The 18,656-nt window shown below is 32.4% G+C and carries 19 protein-coding genes; 8 read left to right on the top strand and 11 right to left on the bottom strand.

From position 1 onward, the window contains the following. The first annotated feature begins 99 nt into the window (after positions 1–99). From ST1E_RS03430 to rodA, 5 genes are read left to right on the top strand one after another with little or no spacing between them, the layout of a single operon-like run. Entirely contained in the window at positions 100–1,143 is a 1,044-nt protein-coding gene (locus tag ST1E_RS03430; RefSeq protein WP_015389849.1) for a rod shape-determining protein, read from the top strand. 42 nt (positions 1,144–1,185) lie between these two features. Continuing rightward, entirely contained in the window at positions 1,186–2,034 is an 849-nt protein-coding gene (mreC, locus tag ST1E_RS03425; RefSeq protein ID WP_015389848.1) for a rod shape-determining protein MreC, read from the top strand. Positions 2,035–2,042: 8 nt separating this feature from the next. After that, complete coding sequence (mreD, locus tag ST1E_RS03420) at positions 2,043–2,579, top strand: rod shape-determining protein MreD (protein ID WP_015389847.1); 537 nt, start codon at positions 2,043–2,045, stop codon at positions 2,577–2,579. Positions 2,580–2,601: 22 nt separating this feature from the next. Beyond that, positions 2,602–4,464, top strand: a complete 1,863-nt coding sequence (gene mrdA, locus ST1E_RS03415; protein ID WP_015389846.1) for a penicillin-binding protein 2 — start codon at positions 2,602–2,604, stop codon at positions 4,462–4,464. 35 nt (positions 4,465–4,499) lie between these two features. Next, positions 4,500–5,639: a rod shape-determining protein RodA gene (gene rodA / locus ST1E_RS03410; protein WP_015389845.1), complete on the top strand. Its 1,140-nt coding sequence runs from the start codon at positions 4,500–4,502 to the stop codon at positions 5,637–5,639. Between the two features lie 54 nt (positions 5,640–5,693). On the opposite strand, the gene ST1E_RS03405 is transcribed toward rodA, so the two are convergent. From ST1E_RS03405 to ST1E_RS03390, 4 genes are all read right to left on the bottom strand, one after another. Further along, positions 5,694–6,743, bottom strand: a complete 1,050-nt coding sequence (locus ST1E_RS03405; protein WP_015389844.1) for an Ldh family oxidoreductase — start codon at positions 6,741–6,743, stop codon at positions 5,694–5,696. Between the two features lie 11 nt (positions 6,744–6,754). Beyond that, a complete protein-coding gene (locus ST1E_RS03400; RefSeq protein WP_015389843.1) occupies positions 6,755–8,251 on the bottom strand; it encodes a DASS family sodium-coupled anion symporter in 1,497 nt (498 codons plus the stop codon). 98 nt (positions 8,252–8,349) lie between these two features. Beyond that, positions 8,350–9,249, bottom strand: a complete 900-nt coding sequence (argB, locus tag ST1E_RS03395) for an acetylglutamate kinase (protein ID WP_015389842.1) — start codon at positions 9,247–9,249, stop codon at positions 8,350–8,352. 107 nt (positions 9,250–9,356) lie between these two features. Further along, complete coding sequence (locus ST1E_RS03390) at positions 9,357–9,968, bottom strand: BON domain-containing protein (RefSeq protein WP_015389841.1); 612 nt, start codon at positions 9,966–9,968, stop codon at positions 9,357–9,359. 128 nt (positions 9,969–10,096) lie between these two features. Here ST1E_RS03390 and rsmI point away from each other — a divergent pair, with 128 nt between their 5' ends. Beyond that, the gene (rsmI, locus tag ST1E_RS03385; protein WP_015389840.1) at positions 10,097–11,026 is read left to right on the top strand and encodes a 16S rRNA (cytidine(1402)-2'-O)-methyltransferase; all 930 of its coding nucleotides are present in this window, start codon (positions 10,097–10,099) and stop codon (positions 11,024–11,026) included. A gap of 5 nt (positions 11,027–11,031) precedes the next feature. After that, a complete protein-coding gene (locus ST1E_RS03380) occupies positions 11,032–11,601 on the top strand; it encodes a methylated-DNA--[protein]-cysteine S-methyltransferase (protein ID WP_015389839.1) in 570 nt (189 codons plus the stop codon). 514 nt (positions 11,602–12,115) lie between these two features. Here ST1E_RS03380 and hprK read toward each other — a convergent pair. The 7 genes from hprK to ST1E_RS03345 all read right to left on the bottom strand — a co-directional run bounded on the left by hprK (position 12,116) and on the right by ST1E_RS03345 (position 16,787). Continuing rightward, positions 12,116–13,051 carry an HPr(Ser) kinase/phosphatase gene (gene hprK / locus ST1E_RS03375; protein ID WP_015389838.1) on the bottom strand — a complete coding sequence of 312 codons (936 nt, stop codon included), beginning with the start codon at positions 13,049–13,051 and terminating at the stop codon, positions 12,116–12,118. A 160-nt stretch (positions 13,052–13,211) separates the two neighbouring features. Then, positions 13,212–13,508 carry a ribosome hibernation-promoting factor, HPF/YfiA family gene (gene hpf / locus ST1E_RS03370; RefSeq protein ID WP_015389837.1) on the bottom strand — a complete coding sequence of 99 codons (297 nt, stop codon included), beginning with the start codon at positions 13,506–13,508 and terminating at the stop codon, positions 13,212–13,214. Between the two features lie 65 nt (positions 13,509–13,573). Continuing rightward, the gene (gene lptB / locus ST1E_RS03365) at positions 13,574–14,347 is read right to left on the bottom strand and encodes an LPS export ABC transporter ATP-binding protein (protein WP_015389836.1); all 774 of its coding nucleotides are present in this window, start codon (positions 14,345–14,347) and stop codon (positions 13,574–13,576) included. 12 nt (positions 14,348–14,359) lie between these two features. Next, positions 14,360–14,938, bottom strand: coding sequence for a hypothetical protein (locus tag ST1E_RS03360; protein ID WP_015389835.1), 579 nt, complete (start codon positions 14,936–14,938; stop codon positions 14,360–14,362). Positions 14,939–14,965: 27 nt separating this feature from the next. Then, entirely contained in the window at positions 14,966–15,202 is a 237-nt protein-coding gene (gene lptC, locus ST1E_RS03355; protein ID WP_015389834.1) for an LPS export ABC transporter periplasmic protein LptC, read from the bottom strand. A 42-nt stretch (positions 15,203–15,244) separates the two neighbouring features. Beyond that, positions 15,245–15,799: a KdsC family phosphatase gene (locus tag ST1E_RS03350; RefSeq protein ID WP_015389833.1), complete on the bottom strand. Its 555-nt coding sequence runs from the start codon at positions 15,797–15,799 to the stop codon at positions 15,245–15,247. 1 nt (position 15,800) lies between these two features. Further along, complete coding sequence (locus ST1E_RS03345; protein ID WP_015389832.1) at positions 15,801–16,787, bottom strand: KpsF/GutQ family sugar-phosphate isomerase; 987 nt, start codon at positions 16,785–16,787, stop codon at positions 15,801–15,803. Between the two features lie 298 nt (positions 16,788–17,085). On the opposite strand from ST1E_RS03345, the gene ST1E_RS03340 reads away from it, so the two are divergent. Then, positions 17,086–18,651, top strand: coding sequence for a cytochrome ubiquinol oxidase subunit I (locus ST1E_RS03340; protein WP_015389831.1), 1,566 nt, complete (start codon positions 17,086–17,088; stop codon positions 18,649–18,651). The last annotated feature ends 5 nt before the right edge of the window (positions 18,652–18,656 follow it).

The following is an 18,656-nucleotide window of genomic DNA, read 5'->3' as shown; positions in this document are numbered from 1 at the left end:
TGATAATTATAGTTTACTCATGTTTGTTTAGACAATAATTAATTTTTGAATTTTAACAATAATAGGTTTTTTAAATATTTTTTAATAAGCTAGATATTAATGTTTGGATTTCTACGTAGTTATTTCTCTAGTGATATGGCAATTGATCTTGGCACTGCCAATACTCTTATTTATGTTAGAGGTAAAGGTATTGTACTTGATGAGCCATCAGTTGTTGCGATTCGCCATGATGGTGGACCTCATGGAAAAAAAATCATTCAGGCTGTTGGACATGAAGCTAAACAGATGTTGGGGAGAGTGCCTGGTAATATGGAGGCTATAAGACCAATGAAGGATGGGGTTATAGCAGATTTTACTGTTACTGAACAAATGTTAAAGCAATTTATTCGTATGGTGCATCCACGAAATATGTTGGCACCTAGTCCTAGGATTATAGTTTGTGTCCCGTGTGGTTCAACTCAGGTAGAGAGACGAGCTATTCGTGAATCAGCTCTTGGGGCAGGGGCATCTCATGTTTACCTTATAGAGGAACCGATGGCAGCTGCTATTGGAGCTGGTTTATCTGTTTCTGATGCCAGTGGATCTATGGTAGTTGACATAGGTGGCGGAACTACGGAAGTTGCTATAATTTCCTTGGGTGGTATGGTATATAAAGGTTCTGTTAGAGTTGGCGGAGATAAATTTGATGAATCTATTGTTAATTACATTCGCCGTAATTACGGCATGTTAATTGGTGAACCAACAGCAGAATTGATAAAGAAGCATATAGGATCTGCTTTTCCTGGTTCGGATATTAAAGAAATTGAGGTTAAAGGTCGAAATTTGGCAGAAGGAGTGCCTCGAAGTTTTACTGTTTCTTCTAATGAAATACTAGAGTCATTGACAGACCCATTAAATCAGATAGTATCTGCCGTTAAAATAGCACTAGAACAAACACCACCAGAGTTAGGTGCCGATATAACTGATAAAGGTATTTCTCTTACAGGAGGAGGTGCTTTATTGAGGGATCTTGATCGCTTGCTTCAAGAAGAGACTGGACTACCTGTCGTTGTAGCGCAGGATCCATTAACATGTGTTGTCCGCGGTTGTGGAGAAGCTTTAGAGCATCTTGAAAAGTTAGGATCAATTTTCATAAATGATTAATAACTGTAATTCATAGTGTACTTATTGTTTTACTGAGGAAATATGAAATCTCATGAGGTTCCTACTCTTTTTAGACAGAGGATATCTTTAGAGTTAAGATTGTTATTTCTAATGATATTGGCTTTATTGCTTTTAATGATTGATAGTCATTATCGGTTTATTGAGCCATTTCGTAGGGTTGTAGCCATTGCTATATATCCATTTCAGCGTACTGTAGTTGCTCCAAGAGATGTTATCGTTCAGGTAAATTCTTACATGAATTCAGCTAGTATTGTAAGAAAGGAAAATGAATTTTTGCAAAAACAACGCATCGAATTGGCTCAGGTTACTACTCGCATGGCTCAATTGCTTATAGAAAACAATCAGTTGCGTAATTTATTAGGAATACAAGAGAGTATTCAACAGCCTTCTGTTGTGGTAGAAATTCTTTACGACACTGTCAATTCTTTTAATAGGCGTCTAGTTTTTAATAAAGGTAGTAATTCTGGAATATTACCTGGAATGCCAGTTATAAATGAATCTGGTCTCGTTGGTCAAATTATACGAGTTACTCCAATGACTTCTGAGGTTGCTCTTATATCTGATAACGGTATTGCCATACCTGTACAGGTAAGTAGAAACGGACTGAGATTAATATCTTTTGGTGCAGAATCAGGGAAAATAGAAGTTCGTTATTTATTAGGGAATGTTGATATAAGAGAAGGTGATAAATTAATTACTAGTGGGATTGGTGGAATATTTCCAGCTGGCTTGCCTGTTGCTGAAATTACTAAGATAGAAATTGATAAATCAACAGGTTATTATAGAGCTATATCTAATAACTTAGCTCAACATGAAAGGTATCGTCACTTTATAGTGCTTCAGGTTGATGTAAATAGTGCTAATGAGTAGTTGTATTTATGAGCATAAATAAGAAATACAGAAATATAGGCATACCAACAAATGTTGATAACACTAAAATGATGGAGCCTATAGAATCACAATTCATATATCTTACAATAGTTGCATCTTGGATTATGTCTTTATTGCCTTGTAGAATTTTCCTGGATTTGCCGATTATCGTTATATCTTTTTGGTGTATTTACGAATCTTCTAAAATAGGATTATTGACGGCATTCTTTTTTAGTATATTAATCGATGTGCAACAGTCTCTAATTATGGGTAGTAGTGCTCTGGAATACTTACTAATAGCATATTTTTCACTTTTTCTACACAGAAGGTTATTATGTTTTGATATATTGAGTCAGTCATTACATTTGCTACCAATATTTTTCATTTCTAAATTTGTTAAAAGTTTATTTGTTTCTTGGATTAATGGATATTGGATTGGTTGGTTGTTAATATTAGACACTATTTTTATTTCTATAATATGGCCAATTATAGGTTGTGTTTTGCTAAAATATAAACGCACCCAGGTAGATTCTGATATACCTTAAGCTAACTGATTTTTAAATATTTATGATAGATATTAATAACTCAAATCAACAGAGGAATAAATTTTATGTAAGGGTGCTAATAGGTTATGCATTTGCAATTTTTTGTTTCTTTTTGCTCTTTTGTCGATTATGGATATTGCAGATTAGTCGCTATGATGGCTTATCGAAGAGTGCTGATAAAAATCGTATAGCTATAGTTCCAATTCCCTCGAAAAGGGGTGAGATTTTCGATCGCAACGGTGAAGTATTAGCTTGTAATAGTTACACCTATACAATAGATATAATTCCGGCTATAGCTGGAAATTTAAATGAAATTATAGAGAAATTAAAACCTATAATATGTTTTAATCCAAATGATATTAGAACTCTAAAGAAAAAAATATCAGAAACTAATGGTTATAAACCTATAACAGTCTGCAATAAACTGGATGATTATAAAGCATCTTGGTTTGCTGCTCATTATTTTAATTTTCCTGGATTAGAGTTAAAAGCTAGATTATTAAGAGAATATCCTAATAAAGATCTAGCAGCTCATGTTTTAGGTTATGTTGGAAAAATATCTTACAAGGAAATTGAAAATTTAGAAAAAGCTGGCAAAATAGGTAACTATAGGGGATCAGATTTAATAGGGAAAAAAGGAATTGAAAAAGTATATGAAGATGTTTTACATGGTCATACTGGTTTAGATGAGTTAGAAATTACTGTTACTGGTAAACCTGTACGCAAAATAAGATCTATTGATCCTATAGCTGGTTCTGATATTTTTTTATCTATTGATATTAAGTTACAGAAAATAGCAGAAGAAGTTTTTGGGAATAGGAAAGGAGGATTAGTAGCAATTAATCCTACTAATGGTGAGATTTTAGCATTAGTATCAAAACCATCTTTCAATCCAAATTTGTTTGTAGATGGGATAGGTTCTGATAGTTGGAATTCTCTAAACAATTCTTTAGATTATCCTCTAATGAATAGAGTATTACACGGAACATATCCAATTGGATCTACATATAAGCCATTTATAGCTTTAGCTGCATTAGAGCTTAACAAGAAAAAAATATCAGATGAGGTATTTGACCCTGGTTATTTTGAATTTAAAGGACACAGATTTAGAAACCCTGGCAGTGTAGCATACGGTATGGTCAATATGAATAAGGCTATTGTCGTTTCTTCCGATACTTATTTCTATTCTTTAGGATTAGATATTGATGTCGATACACTGCATGATTTTATAAAACAATTTGGATTTGGTCAGACAACAGGTATTGACTTGGATGGAGAGAAGAGAGGAATATTGCCATCAACTGAGTGGAAATATAAGAGATATAAAGATAAAAAACTTCAAAAATGGTACACAGGGGATACAATTTCCTTAATGGTTGGTCAAGGATATAATTCGTTTACTATCTTACAACTTGCTCAAGCAACTGCCACATTAGCAAATGATGGAGTATATATAAAACCACATTTAGCAATCGCTACTAGAAATAATCATGATGATTTTATAAGAGTTACCGGTTTTAATACTAATAAAGCCGGTATAAATATCCCTCTTAAGCAAGATAATATCGATTTTATAAAAAATTCAATGATAGAAGTTGCTCATTTCGGCACAGCAAAAAAATCGTTTCAAAATGCTCCATATTTAGTAGCAGGCAAAACAGGTACAGCACAAGTATATAGTTTAAAAGGGGGAAGGTATTGCATGAATGATATTAATGAAAATCTTAGGGATCATGCTATTTTTATTGGATTTGCACCAGCAAATAATCCGCAAATTGCTGTAGCTATAATTGTAGAAAATGCTGGCTGGGGATCTAAAGAAGCAGCTCCTATAGCCCGTAAAATATTTGATTATTGGTTATTGCAGAAAGAACATAAGAATTGATTAGATATAGATCTATCTAATATAAGGAAATATCCATGCTAAAGAATTTTTATATTCTTATCTCACAGAAGATAATTAATTGCGTAGATCTTTATTTATTGCTTATATTAATAGCTTTTATGGCAATCGATATGGCGGTTATATATTCTGCTGCTGGATCTTCTAGTAGTCGTTTTTTGGGGCAGTTTGATCATTTTTTATTTTCATTATTTGTAATGTTCTTAATAGCATTCATGCCTACATATTTACTAAGAAATTTTTCTATACCTTTTTATATACTAGGTATTGTTTTGCTGTTGTGTGTAGAATTTTTTGGAGAAACAGTTAAAGGGGCAACACGTTGGTTAAGTTTAGGTTTTATTCGCATTCAACCATCAGAAATTCTAAAAATTGCTGTACCAATGATGATTTCTTATTTCTTTGATGCTCAAGATAAGCCATATTTAAGTTTTAGAAGTTTTTTAATTTCATCTTTAATTCTAATAATTCCTTGTTTTTTAATAGTTATACAACCTGATTTAGGAACTGCTTTATTAGTATTCGGAGCCGGTATTTCTGTAATCTATTTCGCTGGATTGTCATTCAAGATAATACTACCTATTTTTTTAACTTTTACTTTTGTTATCTCATATCTTCTATATTATGAAGACACTTTATGTGCAGATGATGTTACTTGGTTGCTATTACATGACTATCAAAAAAATAGAATTTGTACTTTATTAAATCCTAATTCTGACCCTTTAGGGAGAGGTTTTCATACTATACAATCTATTATTGCTATAGGATCAGGAGGACTGTATGGTAAAGGTTATATGTTAGGGACACAAACACATTTAGATTTTATACCTGAGCGCAGTACAGATTTTATTTTTGCTGTTTATGCTGAAGAGTTTGGGTTATATGGTTGTATATTTTTATTAATTTTATATAGTCTTTTAATTTTTAGAGGATTTTTGATTTCTATACAGGCTAATTCTCAATTTTCTAGATTGTTAGCAGGGTCTATAACCATGATGATTTTCATATATGTATTTGTCAATATTGGAATGGTTACTGGCATATTACCGGTAGTAGGAGTTCCTCTCCCTTTCATGAGTTATGGTGGATCTGCTTTGCTAACTATGTGTATAGCATGTGGTATATTAATGAATATAGGAAGAACAATAGAAAAATAATAAAAGGTGTGCATATTTTTGCAGGCACACCTTTTACAAGGATAAGTTATTTTATTAATTAGGTATTTTTACACCTAATTTATCCGCTAGTTGATATATATTCTCCCAGATCGAATATTCAAATTCCACAGAATCTTTATTTTTGAATCTGTTAACAGATTCAAATTCTCCTGGATACTGTACTCTTTCGACTCCTGGTTGAGGAGGGCATGAGTGTAGATATTCCACATATGCATTAGTCTCATCTTTAATCCATTCACTATTAGAGTCAACCCTGCTAGGATCTATTACTATTGCAAACATATTATTCATAGCAGCCCCACGTCTAGGATTTTTAGGCTGAATAGTGCCACCTCCAGTAAGTATGCCGGCTAATAATTCTGCTACTAGACCTAAAGCATAACCCTTATGTGCACCAAAAGGTAATAAGGCTCCGGGAGGGTTAGTAAAAAGAGCATTAGGATCATCTGTTGGATTTCCTGATGCATCTATTAAAGATCCAAATTCAGCTTTCATGCCTTTAGTAGCAAGAACCCGAGCTTTATTTATAGCCATAGAGCTTGTTGCCATATCTACTATCAATGGTGGATACTTATCAGATAAAGGTATAGAAAAACATAAAGGATTGGTAGTCATTCGAGCTTCCTTACCGCCATATGGAGCTACGGTTGGCTCTCTATTTATTACATTTGTAAAAGCGAGGAATATCATACCGGCTTTTGACACCATTTCTCCATAGAATCCCATACGTCCTAAATGATGTGCATTTCTTATAGTAAATGTACACTGACCGTATTTCCTAGTATTTTCTATAGCTTCTTGTACAGCCACTTTGCCAACATGTTGTCCAAATCCCCTGCAACCATCAAATCCTAAAACAACACCTTGATCATTTATTAATTCTGGTCTGCCTTTGGGATTCAGAAATCCATTAGATAGTACCTTATAGTATGTAGGTAGTATTGATAACCCATGACTGGTATACCCCACTTGATCAGAGCTAACTAGATGTTGTGAAACATCTAGTGCTATATCAACAGGAACACCCTGTGCTATCAATATATCCTTGCCAAAATTAATAGCTTGATTGATATTAAGTTTCATAATTTTTCGGCTTATAGACAACCTAACCAACGCCAGTATGTAAGGCTGAACAATACCATTAATAGATAACCTACAACGGTTAATACTATACCAACTTTAGCAAATTGTTTTGCATTAAAAGTCTCAGTACCCATACATATCATATTTTGAGGTGCGTTTACAGGCAGAATAAATCCAAAACTTATTACAAAACCTAACAACATTGTTATGCCAGCCCTATTAAGATCACCAGGCATTGTATTTAGCATAGATATTATTATTGGCAATAAGGCAGAAGCTAAAGCTGTAGCGCTAGCAAATCCAAGGTGTATTATTATCAAAAAGGCAGCTAGCACCGCAAATATTCCAACAGAACCAAGTTGATCTATTCCAGTATTGAGAACAACTTTATTTCCCAACCATTGACCGGCATGTGTTGTAAGCAGCGCAGAACCAAGGCTGACACCAATCCCGAATACTATAACAGTACCCCAAGGTATGCGTGTTTGCACATCTTTCCAAGACATAACACCAAATCCTGGTAAAATCAATAGAACTAAGCCTATATAAGTTGTTGATGTTGTATCAAAACTGTGTATTTTTCCTTCAGTTGCCCAAAAGAACAATAGTAGCATTGATATTGCTAACAATTTCTTTTGTTGAGTAGGCATTGGTCCTAGCTCTAATAGAGATTTCTCTACTGCTTCTTTACCAACTGTTATACCATCTGGTTCAGGAGGCAACATTTTTAAAACTAATGCAATCAAAAATACAGACATCAATGCAGACCATGGAGCTCCAGCAAGAAACCAATCTGACCAAGCTACATTTTCTCCTAGCATTTTATTCATAAAACCAGCAGTCAGTAAGTTCTGAGCTGATGCTGTTTTTATTCCGATATTCCATATACCAGTGCCTTGAGCAACAACTATCATTATACCAGCTGCTATATTGGAACGTTTATTTAAACCAAAAGATGTTATTATACCCATCATAATAGGTACAACAGCAGCACTACGAGCAGTTGCGCTAGGTACCGCCAAACTTAGTATAATTGTAACAGCAATACAGCCGATCATTATACTTTTTGTGCTAGTACCAACTTTTGACAATGTGAATAGAGCTATGCGCTTGTCAAGACCAGTAAAAGTCATAGCAGCTGCAATAAACAATGCTCCCCACACCAATGCCAGAGCAGAATTAGAAAATCCTGATAATGCTAATCCCATAGCAGAGGCAGTTCCGAAAACTACATTTGGATTATCTATAGATGGAGATGTTCCAATTAAGAACGCCATTAAAACTGTAATCATAATGGCACTTGCTTCATAAGAAACTGCTTCTGTAACCCAAACGACTACAGCAAAGGCTAATATTGCCAACATCCGATGCCCAGCCAAAGGCAGATCACCAGATAGTGGCAGAAAAAGTACCCCAACGAGAGCAAGTATTCCAAATAATAAACCCTTTGGAATACAGCTAGCAACAGCTGGGGTAGGAGGATATAATTTTGACTTCACCATTCTCATTCTCCAATTCAGCTATATAAAAAAATACAATTAAAACTATACTATATTACTTATTTACACTACTTATCAATTTTTTATTTTATTATTAAGTCTATTTCTTAATAAATCATCGTTCCTACCCCTTGATCAGTCAGCAACTCAAGCAATAGGCAGTGTGGTACACGACCATCTATTATATGAACAGAGTTTACCCCATTCCTTGTAGCTTCTAAAGAAGATGATATTTTTGGTATCATTCCTCCAGAGATTGTACCATCAGCAAATAATTTATCTATAGTTTGTGATGATAATGAACGTAATAATTGTCCTTTTTTATCCAATACTCCAGGTATGTTTGTCATCATAACAAGTTTCTCGGCTTTAAGAATCTCTGCGATCTTTCCTGCTACTATATCAGCATTTATATTGTATGCTTCATTATCTTCGCCATAACCTATTGAAGAAATTACTGGTATAAATTGATCATCCTGAAGCGCAATGATGATTGAAGGATCTATAGAATGTACTTCTCCGACAAATCCAATGTCTATTAGTTCTGATGGATTGTTAATATCAGGAATAAGCTTTTTTTTGGCTTTTATCATGGCTCCATCTTTTCCTGTTAAGCCTACAGCTTTACCACCAAATTCATTTATCATCATGACAATGTCTTGTTGTACTTGGCCACCTAAAACCCATTCTACAATTTCCATTGTTTCACTGTCTGTAATTCTCATTCCTTGAACAAATATAGATTTCTTGCCTACTTTGTTTAATGCTGCATCTATTTGTGGTCCACCACCATGAATCACAACTGGATTTAATCCTACTAGTTTTAAGAGCACTAGATCATGAGCAACAGTCCTCTGCAGATGGTAATCTGTCATTGCATTACCACCATACTTAATCACAATGGTTTTTCCATGAAATTTTCTTATATATGGTAGAGCCTCTGAAAGAACAGTTGCTTTCACATCTGAAGAGATTTTATAATTTGCATTATTGGATATGTTGATCATAGTAACTTTATTTTATTAGGTGTATGGCTTTAATCTTAATCTTTTTAGCGTTCTCAAAAGACTCCAACTTTCACTCTATAATAATTAGTGATTATTTAACAATCACATTATCTAACATTTAGAGTTTTGTATCCAATATTAGTTGCTTTTTTGTCTATATATTCAAATAGTTTTACTACTTGTTTAACACCGTGAATTTTTGAGGCTGTCATTGCAGCTTCATTCCCCTCATATCTAGTAACCAGTCCCATTAGGAATACTGTTCCTCTATCAATGATAATAGATATAGTTCCTGATTGTATATTTTTATTATTTATTAATGATGCTTTTATTTTAGAATAAATCCATTTTTCATAAAAAGCCATTCGAAAAGTTGGAGCTTGTTCCACTTTTATTTGATTTATTATTGATTCTATATTATCTACAGAATTTGCTATTTTGTTTATGTTAGAGATGTGTATAATATTCTCAACTTCTCCAGTTAAGAGAACTCTTCGATTATATGATTTCACTAAAATCCGAGCTGAATGTATATCAGTTAAATAATTGCAAATTCCTTTTTTGATTTTTAATTCAATAATTTGATCTTCAAGTTGCGTCCCAACGGTTCTTCTGTCTAACATTATTGACATAGTTGTTATAGTAGCTCCTCCTATTAATACAGGGGTACAACCAGATAACATTACAGTAACAGTTAATACTAATATAAAATTTTTCATTTTTAGGTATTTTGATGTTTTAGGTATTTTGATGTGATTCTTTATTTGCTTAAGTTATTAGTTAGTATTTATTTTATTAGAGAATTTTTTATTGTATTTTTTCAACTTTAAATTGTACATAATCAAATATGGATAAGACAGATTTTTTAAAAAACATGGATTTTAAATTTGCTATAGAACAAGTTGCTATGCAAGATTGGCCTATATCTACTCTTTATATAGTGTCAACTCCTATTGGAAATTTATCCGATATAAGTTTTAGAGCTATTTATTCATTATCCATGGTTGATTTAATTGCTGCAGAGGATACCAGGGTCAGTTATCATTTATTGAGGTTTTATGGGATAGAAAACAAATTAATCTCAGCACATCGGCATAATGAATTGGAAGCATCTAGGAAAATTTGTCAGTACTTAGGTTCTGGAAAAAGAGTTGCTTTAGTATCAGATGCAGGCACCCCTGGCATAAGTGATCCAGGATCTAGAATTATATCGGAAGTTGGATCTTATGGTTATAGAATTATACCGATTCCAGGTGCTAGTTCTGTTACTGCTGCACTTATGAGTAGTGGAGTTACTACAGATGAGAATCCTTCATATGCTTTTGCTGGTTTTGTGCCATCTAAACGAAGTCAAAGATTACTTTGGTTTAAGGAATGGAGCAATAAAAAATTCCCAGTAATAATATTCGAATCTTCTCATAGGATAATAGATAGTTTAGAAGACTTAAGAAAAATATGCGGTGATGAGCGAATCCTTACAATAGCAAAGGAGCTTACTAAAAAATTCGAGAAAATAGATACGATCTCTCTTGGTGAAACTTCTAGGTTATTATCAGCCAACTCTGATTATTTTAGAGGTGAATTTGTTCTTATTCTTCATAGTAATGAATCTAAAGATATAGAAACAGATGTACTAATAAACATTGACGAATTAATAAAAAGTTTACTTAGCTACATGACTTTATCTGAAGCAGCTAGAGTTGTATCTGGATCGACTGGAATCTCAAGAAAATTTCTTTATAACAAAGCTATTAAACTTAAATCTAGTGGGGAATGATGATCATGATTGAAGAAAGAGAGTATATGTTTTACTGTTTTTTTGAAAGCCCTATGGGTACTATTAAGCTAGTTTCTGTAAATGATAGTATCATTAGTGTTTCATTCTGTGATATGGATAGTATTTTTACTAATAATATTAAGAACCATTATGTTTTAAAACTTGGAGTTTCACCTGTACTTAATATTGCTATTAATCAATTGAATCAATGGTTCAGAAAAGAAAGATTTGATTTTGACTTGCCTTTAAAGTTTTACGGTACTGATTTTCAAAAATCAGTGTGGAGCAATCTGAGATTTTTACGATTCGGAAATACGATAAGCTATAAAGAATTTTCTTGCTTCTTAGGAAGACCTAAATCATATCGAGCAGTTTCACAAGCAATTAGTCATAATCCGATTTTAATATTAAACCCATGTCACAGAGTTGTTGCTATAAATACAGAATTATCTGGATTCTCTGGTGGTTTAAGTAGAAAACAACAATTGCTTAACCATGAAGGGCATTTATACACAGATTGTTCTAAAAATTCTAAATGCCTTGCAGAATGGGAACATGGTGAATCATTTATTTAATATATTAAAAGTAAGTTTGCAAATTTTTTATCTTCAACTTTTTCTTTATAATATTAATTTAAGCTGTTCGTTGCTCATCTTGGCTACTGTTATGCTAGTCAATTTGACGAATAATATAAATATTAAATTATGTCTTATATAAATAAACTCTCAATATCCTCACGTTCATTTCGTTAACTGTCAAATTGTTAACTAATATATTTCTTTAGATATGTTAATTATATGTTTTTGTTTTCTTAACTAAAGAATAATCTTTTTCTAGTTAAGTTCATTCAGATAAGGATTCAGTTTTATTTTTTGATTATTAAAGCTATTTTTCTATTTTATTAATGATATATTTTATATATCAAACACAAAGTATAAATTTTACCTAAAATTCAAGTAGCATTTCATGGTAACTTTTATAGCTCAACAGGACATTCTATATCTATAATGCTCTAGCATTTCAATAATGACTTTTTGCATGGTAATTATGTTATAAAAATAATCTTATTTCAATCATTACAATAGAAATCTATGTGTTGTTACTTAATATTGCAATAGTTTGTCGTTCTATAAAATCACCAAGTGTGTCTATACCTCGCATTTGTAGAATAGTATTCCTTACAGCAGCCTCAACTATAACCGCGAGATTCCTGCCAGCAGCAACCTGTATAGTGACAGACCTTATAGGTATTCCAAGGATATTTTGAGTAACTACTTTTTGCAGAGGAAGTCTTTCAAAACTAGTATCATTGCTAGACTGTTTTGTTAAATTAACCACAAGTTTCAATCTCATTTTATGGCGTACAGCAATTTCTCCAAATATTGTTCTTATGTCTAATAGCCCAAGTCCTCGAACTTCTAGTAAATTTTGCAATAATGCTGGACATTTACCTTCTACAATACTTGGAGCAACCTGAAACAATTCCACAACATCATCTGCTATTAATACATGGCCTCGTGATATAAGCTCGAGAGCCAGCTCACTTTTTCCAAGCCCTGATTTGCCGGTAATGAGTACCCCTATGCCGAATACGTCTAAGAATACACCATGAATAGTCTCAATAGGTGCCAGTTTTTTACTAATATACACTCTCAGAATATCTATTAGTTTTGCTGCATCTATGTGAGTTGACAACAGAGGTATGTTATATTGACTACAGTTATTAATTAAAATTTGAGGAGCCTGTAGATTATTTGCTATTAAAATAGCAGGAGATTTCCCATTGTATAATTCTTTTATGTAGTTTATTTGTCTACTTTTTTCAAGACGGATGTAATAGTCCATCTCTTCCAATCCAAAAATTTGTATTCTAGATGGATGAATAAGATTCAGGTGTCCAACAATATTAGCAGCAGAAGTATCTTCATCTGATATTAATCGATTAGAGGACGACTGTCCTGCTATCCATTGAAATTTTATTTTCTCATTATTATCCTGAACTAATTCTTGTAGTGTTGGTAGCATACCTAAATGTATTGTTAAATTTATCGTTAATGAAAAATATCCACAATAATTATAATCTCGTCATAGTTAGAATCGATAACTGATTTACAATTCAGTTATTTGGTAACTAAATAAAATAAAAAATGCAAGATTATTGACAATTATCTTAATGCATAAATAATTAGAAAAATTTTTCTTGTTCTTTTTCTTTTAGTTTAACAAGTTGTCTATTTACTTTTTCCGCTAAACTATCCACTGCATCATATAGGTTGGTATCAGATGATTTGCAATGTAATATAGTTCTATTTATATGTCTAATATTTATTTCTATATTATGTTGTGAGTGCTCTATATAAACAGAAACACTAGCATATAATTCGCTATCAATTCTAAGTAAGGTGTTACTTAACTTTTTCGATATATACTCATTCATTGCCGTAGTTATCTCTACGTTACGACCTATTATATTTAGATCCATAACATTCTCCTGTTATTCTGAGAGTGAACTGATATTCTATGCTTAATAAAGAATGGAAACAACATTTACATGTTGAATTTATCTCCTAAGTATACCTTTCTAACTAATTCATTATTTATAATTTTATCTGGTCTCCCACTAGATATGACACTACCTTCGTTTATTATATAGGCTCTATCACATATCCCTAAAGTTTCTCTAACATTATGATCTGTAATAAGTATTCCTATGTTACGAGATTTTAAGAAGACAATAATTTTTTGTATTTCTAGTATGGATATTGGGTCAACTCCTGCAAATGGTTCGTCTAACAGTATGAATCTTGGTTCTGTTGCTAGAACCCTTGCTATTTCTACCCTGCGTCGCTCACCACCTGATAGTGATATTGCCATATTACGACGAATATTTGAAATCTGTAACTGATCGAGTAGTGTATTTGTATATTCATTAATTTCTATTTTGGATAGTTTTTTCCCATTTCTTTTTTGAATCTCTAAAATAGCTTTAATATTATTTTCTACATTTAATCCACGGAATACTGAGGCATCTTGTGGTAAATACGATATTCCTAATAATGATCGTTTATATATGGGTAAATTTGTTATATTTTCCTCATCTATTTCTATAGATCCAGAATCAACAGGTATTATTCCTAGAATCATATAGAAACTAGTTGTTTTACCTGCGCCATTAGGACCTAGCAAACCAACAATCTCGCTGTTTTTCACATATAGAGAAATATCTTTAACCGTATCTCTCCCATTGTATGATTTTTTAATATTATTTGCTTTTAGTATTGAATAATTGTTTTTACAATTGTTTATAATATTTGTAAGCATTCTAATGTTATTTTACTCAATAGGTTTGAATTTCTTGAAATCTAAAATAGAGGGAATCATTACCCTGACTTTATTATTATCTACTTTATATGCTTTAAATGTTCCATTTTTTGTATTGATTACTATAGTTGGGGCTATGATACAACACAAAGGTGTTTTGTCATCCATGTTTTTGATGATAACATCTGTAATTTTAATCTCATTCATTGAGCCATTACATTCAATTATTTTGCTTTCAATAACTAATTCATGTTGATTAAAGATACAAAATTTAGAAAATATCTCATTTATTGTATTCTTAGCCACTATAGACAAAACTATAGAATTATTTATATCGTAGTTATTGGTGTATATAACAAAGTTATCTGACTTAATACTAATTGTTCCATATTCTATTAGCATATTGCTTAGCAAAAGATATCCATTGATTGAATCATTATAAATTAGCTCATTAGACGATAGTTTTAGACTTGGTTTATTTTGTGAAAATATTTCTAGGCTTTTTGAATTTGCTGGGCCACTTCTTATTATTAGCGTTATTGCTATAGAGATAAGCATGCCTACTCTAGCTAGAACAGATTTTTTTATCATAAATATCTTTTATGATTCTATTGTTTATTATTTTTTGTTAAATATTATATTTGGATTTTTAATTTTTACTGTTTCATTATCAATTGTTTTATATGCTGATTCCCCATTTATGATTTTCACAGTTTCATCATTCTCGTCTATCTCTATAACAAAAAAATTATTTCCATAGTACTCAATTGTTTCGCTATCAGCTTGTTCTACTTGATAGTTACTACATAGTATATTCCAGTTTAAATTCGCTAATAAAATAAAAACAGATAGCATTATTAATATTGTAAGAACTCTGTATGCACGTATTACCATTAATTAATAATGAATCAAGTAATTTTGTTTAACAGCTAGAATCAAATCACAGCATTCTCTTACTGCCCCATTACCACCATTGCTTTTTGATACCCAGTTAGCAATACTCTGAACATATTTAGGTGCATTAGGAACACTTGCAGAGAAAGAAACTTTATTCATAACATCCATATCTATTATATCGTCACCCATGAATCCTATATTATTAATTGAAATGTTTAAAATATTAGATAATGATATTACTGTATCTAGTTTTGCAATAACATTTTGATATATGAATTTGATTCCAAGTTCAATCATTCTATACAATACTGCATCATTTTCCCTGCCAGATATAATAGCTACTTCTATGCCTTTATTTATAAGCAATTGAACTCCCTTCCCGTCAAGTGCATTAAATTTTTTTACATGTTCTCCATGTTTAGTGTATAACATGCTTCCATCAGTAAATACTCCATCTACATCAAAAATCATAAGCTTAATTTTAGAAATAGAATTTATAATATTCTCTGGGATATCTTGCAATAACATCTCTGTAAATTCTTTTGGATATATCATGCTATATTATTTTTGCATTAATTAGATCATGTATATGAAGAGCTCCTATTAATGAACTGCCTTCATCTAGTACTATAATTTGATTTATTTGTTTTTCATGCATTGTTTTAGCAGCCTCTATGGCTAAAGCTCTAGGTGGTATGCAATATGGTTTTGAACTCATACCACTTAGTATGCTAATTTTGCAAATATCACCTTTATGTTTTATCAATAATCGTCTCAAGTCTCCATCTGTAAATATACCTAGAGGTATCTTATTATCATCAATAATTATCGCCATGCCCATATTTTTGCTTGATATTATATCTAATGCTTCAAGTATTGATAAGCTTGGGTGCACTATTGGCAATAATTCTATGGGTCGCATTATATCTTGAACTAATGTTAACAAGTTTCTTCCCAGTGTTCCACCAGGGTGAGATCTAGCAAAATCATTAAGATTAAAACATCTAAGTTCTAAGCATGCTACCGCTAGAGCATCACCTAGTGCTAATGCTGCAGTTGTACTAGCAGTTGGTGCTAGATTCAATGGACATGCTTCTTGCTGTACGTTTATATCTAAAATAGAATCAGATAGATTAGCTATTTCTGACTTTATGTTTCCTGTAATAGCTATTATTTTTATACCTAGTCTTTTAGCAGTTGGCAAGATTGACAAAAGTTCAGGACCTGATCCTGAATAAGATATAGCTACGAGGACATCATTTTTAGTTAACATACCTAAATCACCGTGCATAGCTTCCGCTGCATGCACAAAAAAAGCTGGAGTTCCAGTAGATGCTAAGGTGGCTGCTATTTTCCTGCCGATGTGACCTGTTTTACCTATTCCGCTAACTATAACTCTGCCCTTGCACGATAATAACATTTTTACCGATAGGATAAACTCATTATTTAATCTAAATGATATTTCCTCAATTGCTCTAGCTTCGATTCTCAAAGTCCTGTGAGCAGATGAGATAACATCTTCATTTGATATTTTTATGTCCATGTAATGTTTAGTTTATGTCGCAATGTCGTTATTTGTTGTTTAGTTATCATTAGTTTTGTAATAATTATCTCTTATAGATCAAATAACTATTGTTAAGCTAATCAAAGTTGTAGAATTATACTATATCGATGATTTGTTTATCAGCAATATTAAAGTTGTTTGTTAAATGCTGGTGAGTTTCATGGTTTTTTATACATAAGTTTTTTTAGATTAAATCTATAGTACTTATATACTTATGGGTTTGTTATTGTGTCTTATGTAGTTGGGTTATCTGTTTCTCATAGAAAAAGGGATTTTGATGGGTTATCTTGACGTAGTCGATCTTTCCAGACTTCAATTTGCTGCTACAGCTTTTTATCATTTCATTTTTGTTCCATTAACGCTTGGATTGTCTGTGTTGCTTGCGATTATGGAAAGTGTTTATGTGATTACTGGCAAAGAGATATGGAAGCGTATCACGATATTCTGGGGTACTTTATTTGGCATTAATTTTGCTTTAGGTGTTGCAACGGGCGTTGTGATGGAATTCCAATTTGGCATGAATTGGTCTTACTATAGTCACTATGTTGGAGATATTTTCGGAGCTCCTTTAGCACTTGAAGGTTTATCAGCTTTCTTTCTGGAGGCTACATTTGTTGGTTTATTCTTTTTCGGCTGGGATCGTCTATCTAAAATCGGGCATTTAATAGTTACTTGGTTAGTGGCTTTCGGTACTAATTTATCTGCTCTATGGATTTTAGTAGCCAATGCTTGGATGCAGAATCCAGTAGGTGCTTCTTTTAATCCAGACACCATGAGAATGGAGATGGATAGTTTTTTTTCTGTTCTTCTTAGCGAGACAGCACAAAGCAAGTTTTTGCATACAGTTAGTGCAGGTTATATCACTGGCGCCATTTTTGTTTGTGGTATTAGTTCTTGGTACCTGCTTAAGGGTCGTAATCTGGAAATTGCTAAGAGATCATTATCAGTTGCTGTAGCATTTGGATTTTTTGGGTCACTTTCTTCTATAGTACTAGGTGATGAGAGTGGATATCTAGCTTCTAGCCATCAGAAGATGAAAATTGCAGCTATAGAATCGATGTGGGAAACTGAACCGGCGCCGGCTTCTTTTAACTTGTTGGCTATCCCTAATCAAAAAGAACGTAAGAATGATTTTGAGATTAAAATACCTTATGTTATGGGTATAATAGGAACTCGTTCTCTTGATAAGGAAATATCAGGAATTAATGATCTTGTTGAAACTGCAAAAGATGAGATTCTGAGAGGTATTGTTGCTTTTAATTCTTTAGAAAGAATAAGAGCTAATTCTGATGATAAAGAAGCTAGAGAATTATTCAATAACAACTGGAAATCTTTAGGATATGCTTTATTAGTTAAACGCTACCAATCTGATTTAAGCAAAGCAACTTCTGATGATATTGCTAAAGCAGCTCTAGACACAGTTCCAGGTAATGTTACCGCCTTGTTCTATTGTTTTAGAATTATGGTTGCTCTTGGATTCTACTTTGCAATTCTTTTTGCTACTTCTTTATGGTTCTCAATGAAAAAAGGTTTGCATAATTATAAATATTTGTTGAAGATATTTTTATTTAGCATACCTCTACCATGGGTTGCGTTAGAATGTGGTTGGTTCGTTGCAGAGTATGGAAGGCAACCATGGGTAATAGAAGGTGTACTTCCTACTTACTACGCAGCTTCAGGATTGTCATTGTTAGATCTATCCATTAGCCTAGGTGTTTTCTTGCTTATATACACTACTTTATTTATAGTAGGTTTCAAATTGATGTTAGCAGCTATTAGAAAAGGTCCTGATTTTGAGGGCGATAATATTGATAGACATAATCTTTTTTCAAAAGATAATTAATAACA

The organism is Candidatus Kinetoplastibacterium galatii TCC219, from assembly GCF_000340905.1.
GTDB lineage: Bacteria > Pseudomonadota > Gammaproteobacteria > Burkholderiales > Burkholderiaceae_B > Kinetoplastidibacterium > Kinetoplastidibacterium galati.
This window is presented reverse-complemented; position numbering and strand designations above follow the sequence as displayed.

What these genes read in the sequence shown, in the direction of transcription:
- ST1E_RS03430 (WP_015389849.1), top strand. Translation starts at nt 100, where the DNA reads ATGTTTGGATTTCTACGTAGTTATTTCTCTAGTGATATGGCAATTGAT.
- mreC (WP_015389848.1), top strand. Translation starts at nt 1,186, where the DNA reads ATGAAATCTCATGAGGTTCCTACTCTTTTTAGACAGAGGATATCTTTA.
- mreD (WP_015389847.1), top strand. Translation starts at nt 2,043, where the DNA reads ATGAGCATAAATAAGAAATACAGAAATATAGGCATACCAACAAATGTT.
- mrdA (WP_015389846.1), top strand. Translation starts at nt 2,602, where the DNA reads ATGATAGATATTAATAACTCAAATCAACAGAGGAATAAATTTTATGTA.
- rodA (WP_015389845.1), top strand. Translation starts at nt 4,500, where the DNA reads ATGCTAAAGAATTTTTATATTCTTATCTCACAGAAGATAATTAATTGC.
- ST1E_RS03405 (WP_015389844.1), bottom strand. Translation starts at nt 6,743, where the DNA reads ATGAAACTTAATATCAATCAAGCTATTAATTTTGGCAAGGATATATTG.
- ST1E_RS03400 (WP_015389843.1), bottom strand. Translation starts at nt 8,251, where the DNA reads ATGAGAATGGTGAAGTCAAAATTATATCCTCCTACCCCAGCTGTTGCT.
- argB (WP_015389842.1), bottom strand. Translation starts at nt 9,249, where the DNA reads ATGATCAACATATCCAATAATGCAAATTATAAAATCTCTTCAGATGTG.
- ST1E_RS03390 (WP_015389841.1), bottom strand. Translation starts at nt 9,968, where the DNA reads ATGAAAAATTTTATATTAGTATTAACTGTTACTGTAATGTTATCTGGT.
- rsmI (WP_015389840.1), top strand. Translation starts at nt 10,097, where the DNA reads ATGGATAAGACAGATTTTTTAAAAAACATGGATTTTAAATTTGCTATA.
- ST1E_RS03380 (WP_015389839.1), top strand. Translation starts at nt 11,032, where the DNA reads ATGATTGAAGAAAGAGAGTATATGTTTTACTGTTTTTTTGAAAGCCCT.
- hprK (WP_015389838.1), bottom strand. Translation starts at nt 13,051, where the DNA reads ATGCTACCAACACTACAAGAATTAGTTCAGGATAATAATGAGAAAATA.
- hpf (WP_015389837.1), bottom strand. Translation starts at nt 13,508, where the DNA reads ATGGATCTAAATATAATAGGTCGTAACGTAGAGATAACTACGGCAATG.
- lptB (WP_015389836.1), bottom strand. Translation starts at nt 14,347, where the DNA reads ATGCTTACAAATATTATAAACAATTGTAAAAACAATTATTCAATACTA.
- ST1E_RS03360 (WP_015389835.1), bottom strand. Translation starts at nt 14,938, where the DNA reads ATGATAAAAAAATCTGTTCTAGCTAGAGTAGGCATGCTTATCTCTATA.
- lptC (WP_015389834.1), bottom strand. Translation starts at nt 15,202, where the DNA reads ATGCTATCTGTTTTTATTTTATTAGCGAATTTAAACTGGAATATACTA.
- ST1E_RS03350 (WP_015389833.1), bottom strand. Translation starts at nt 15,799, where the DNA reads ATGATATATCCAAAAGAATTTACAGAGATGTTATTGCAAGATATCCCA.
- ST1E_RS03345 (WP_015389832.1), bottom strand. Translation starts at nt 16,787, where the DNA reads ATGGACATAAAAATATCAAATGAAGATGTTATCTCATCTGCTCACAGG.
- ST1E_RS03340 (WP_015389831.1), top strand. Translation starts at nt 17,086, where the DNA reads ATGGGTTATCTTGACGTAGTCGATCTTTCCAGACTTCAATTTGCTGCT.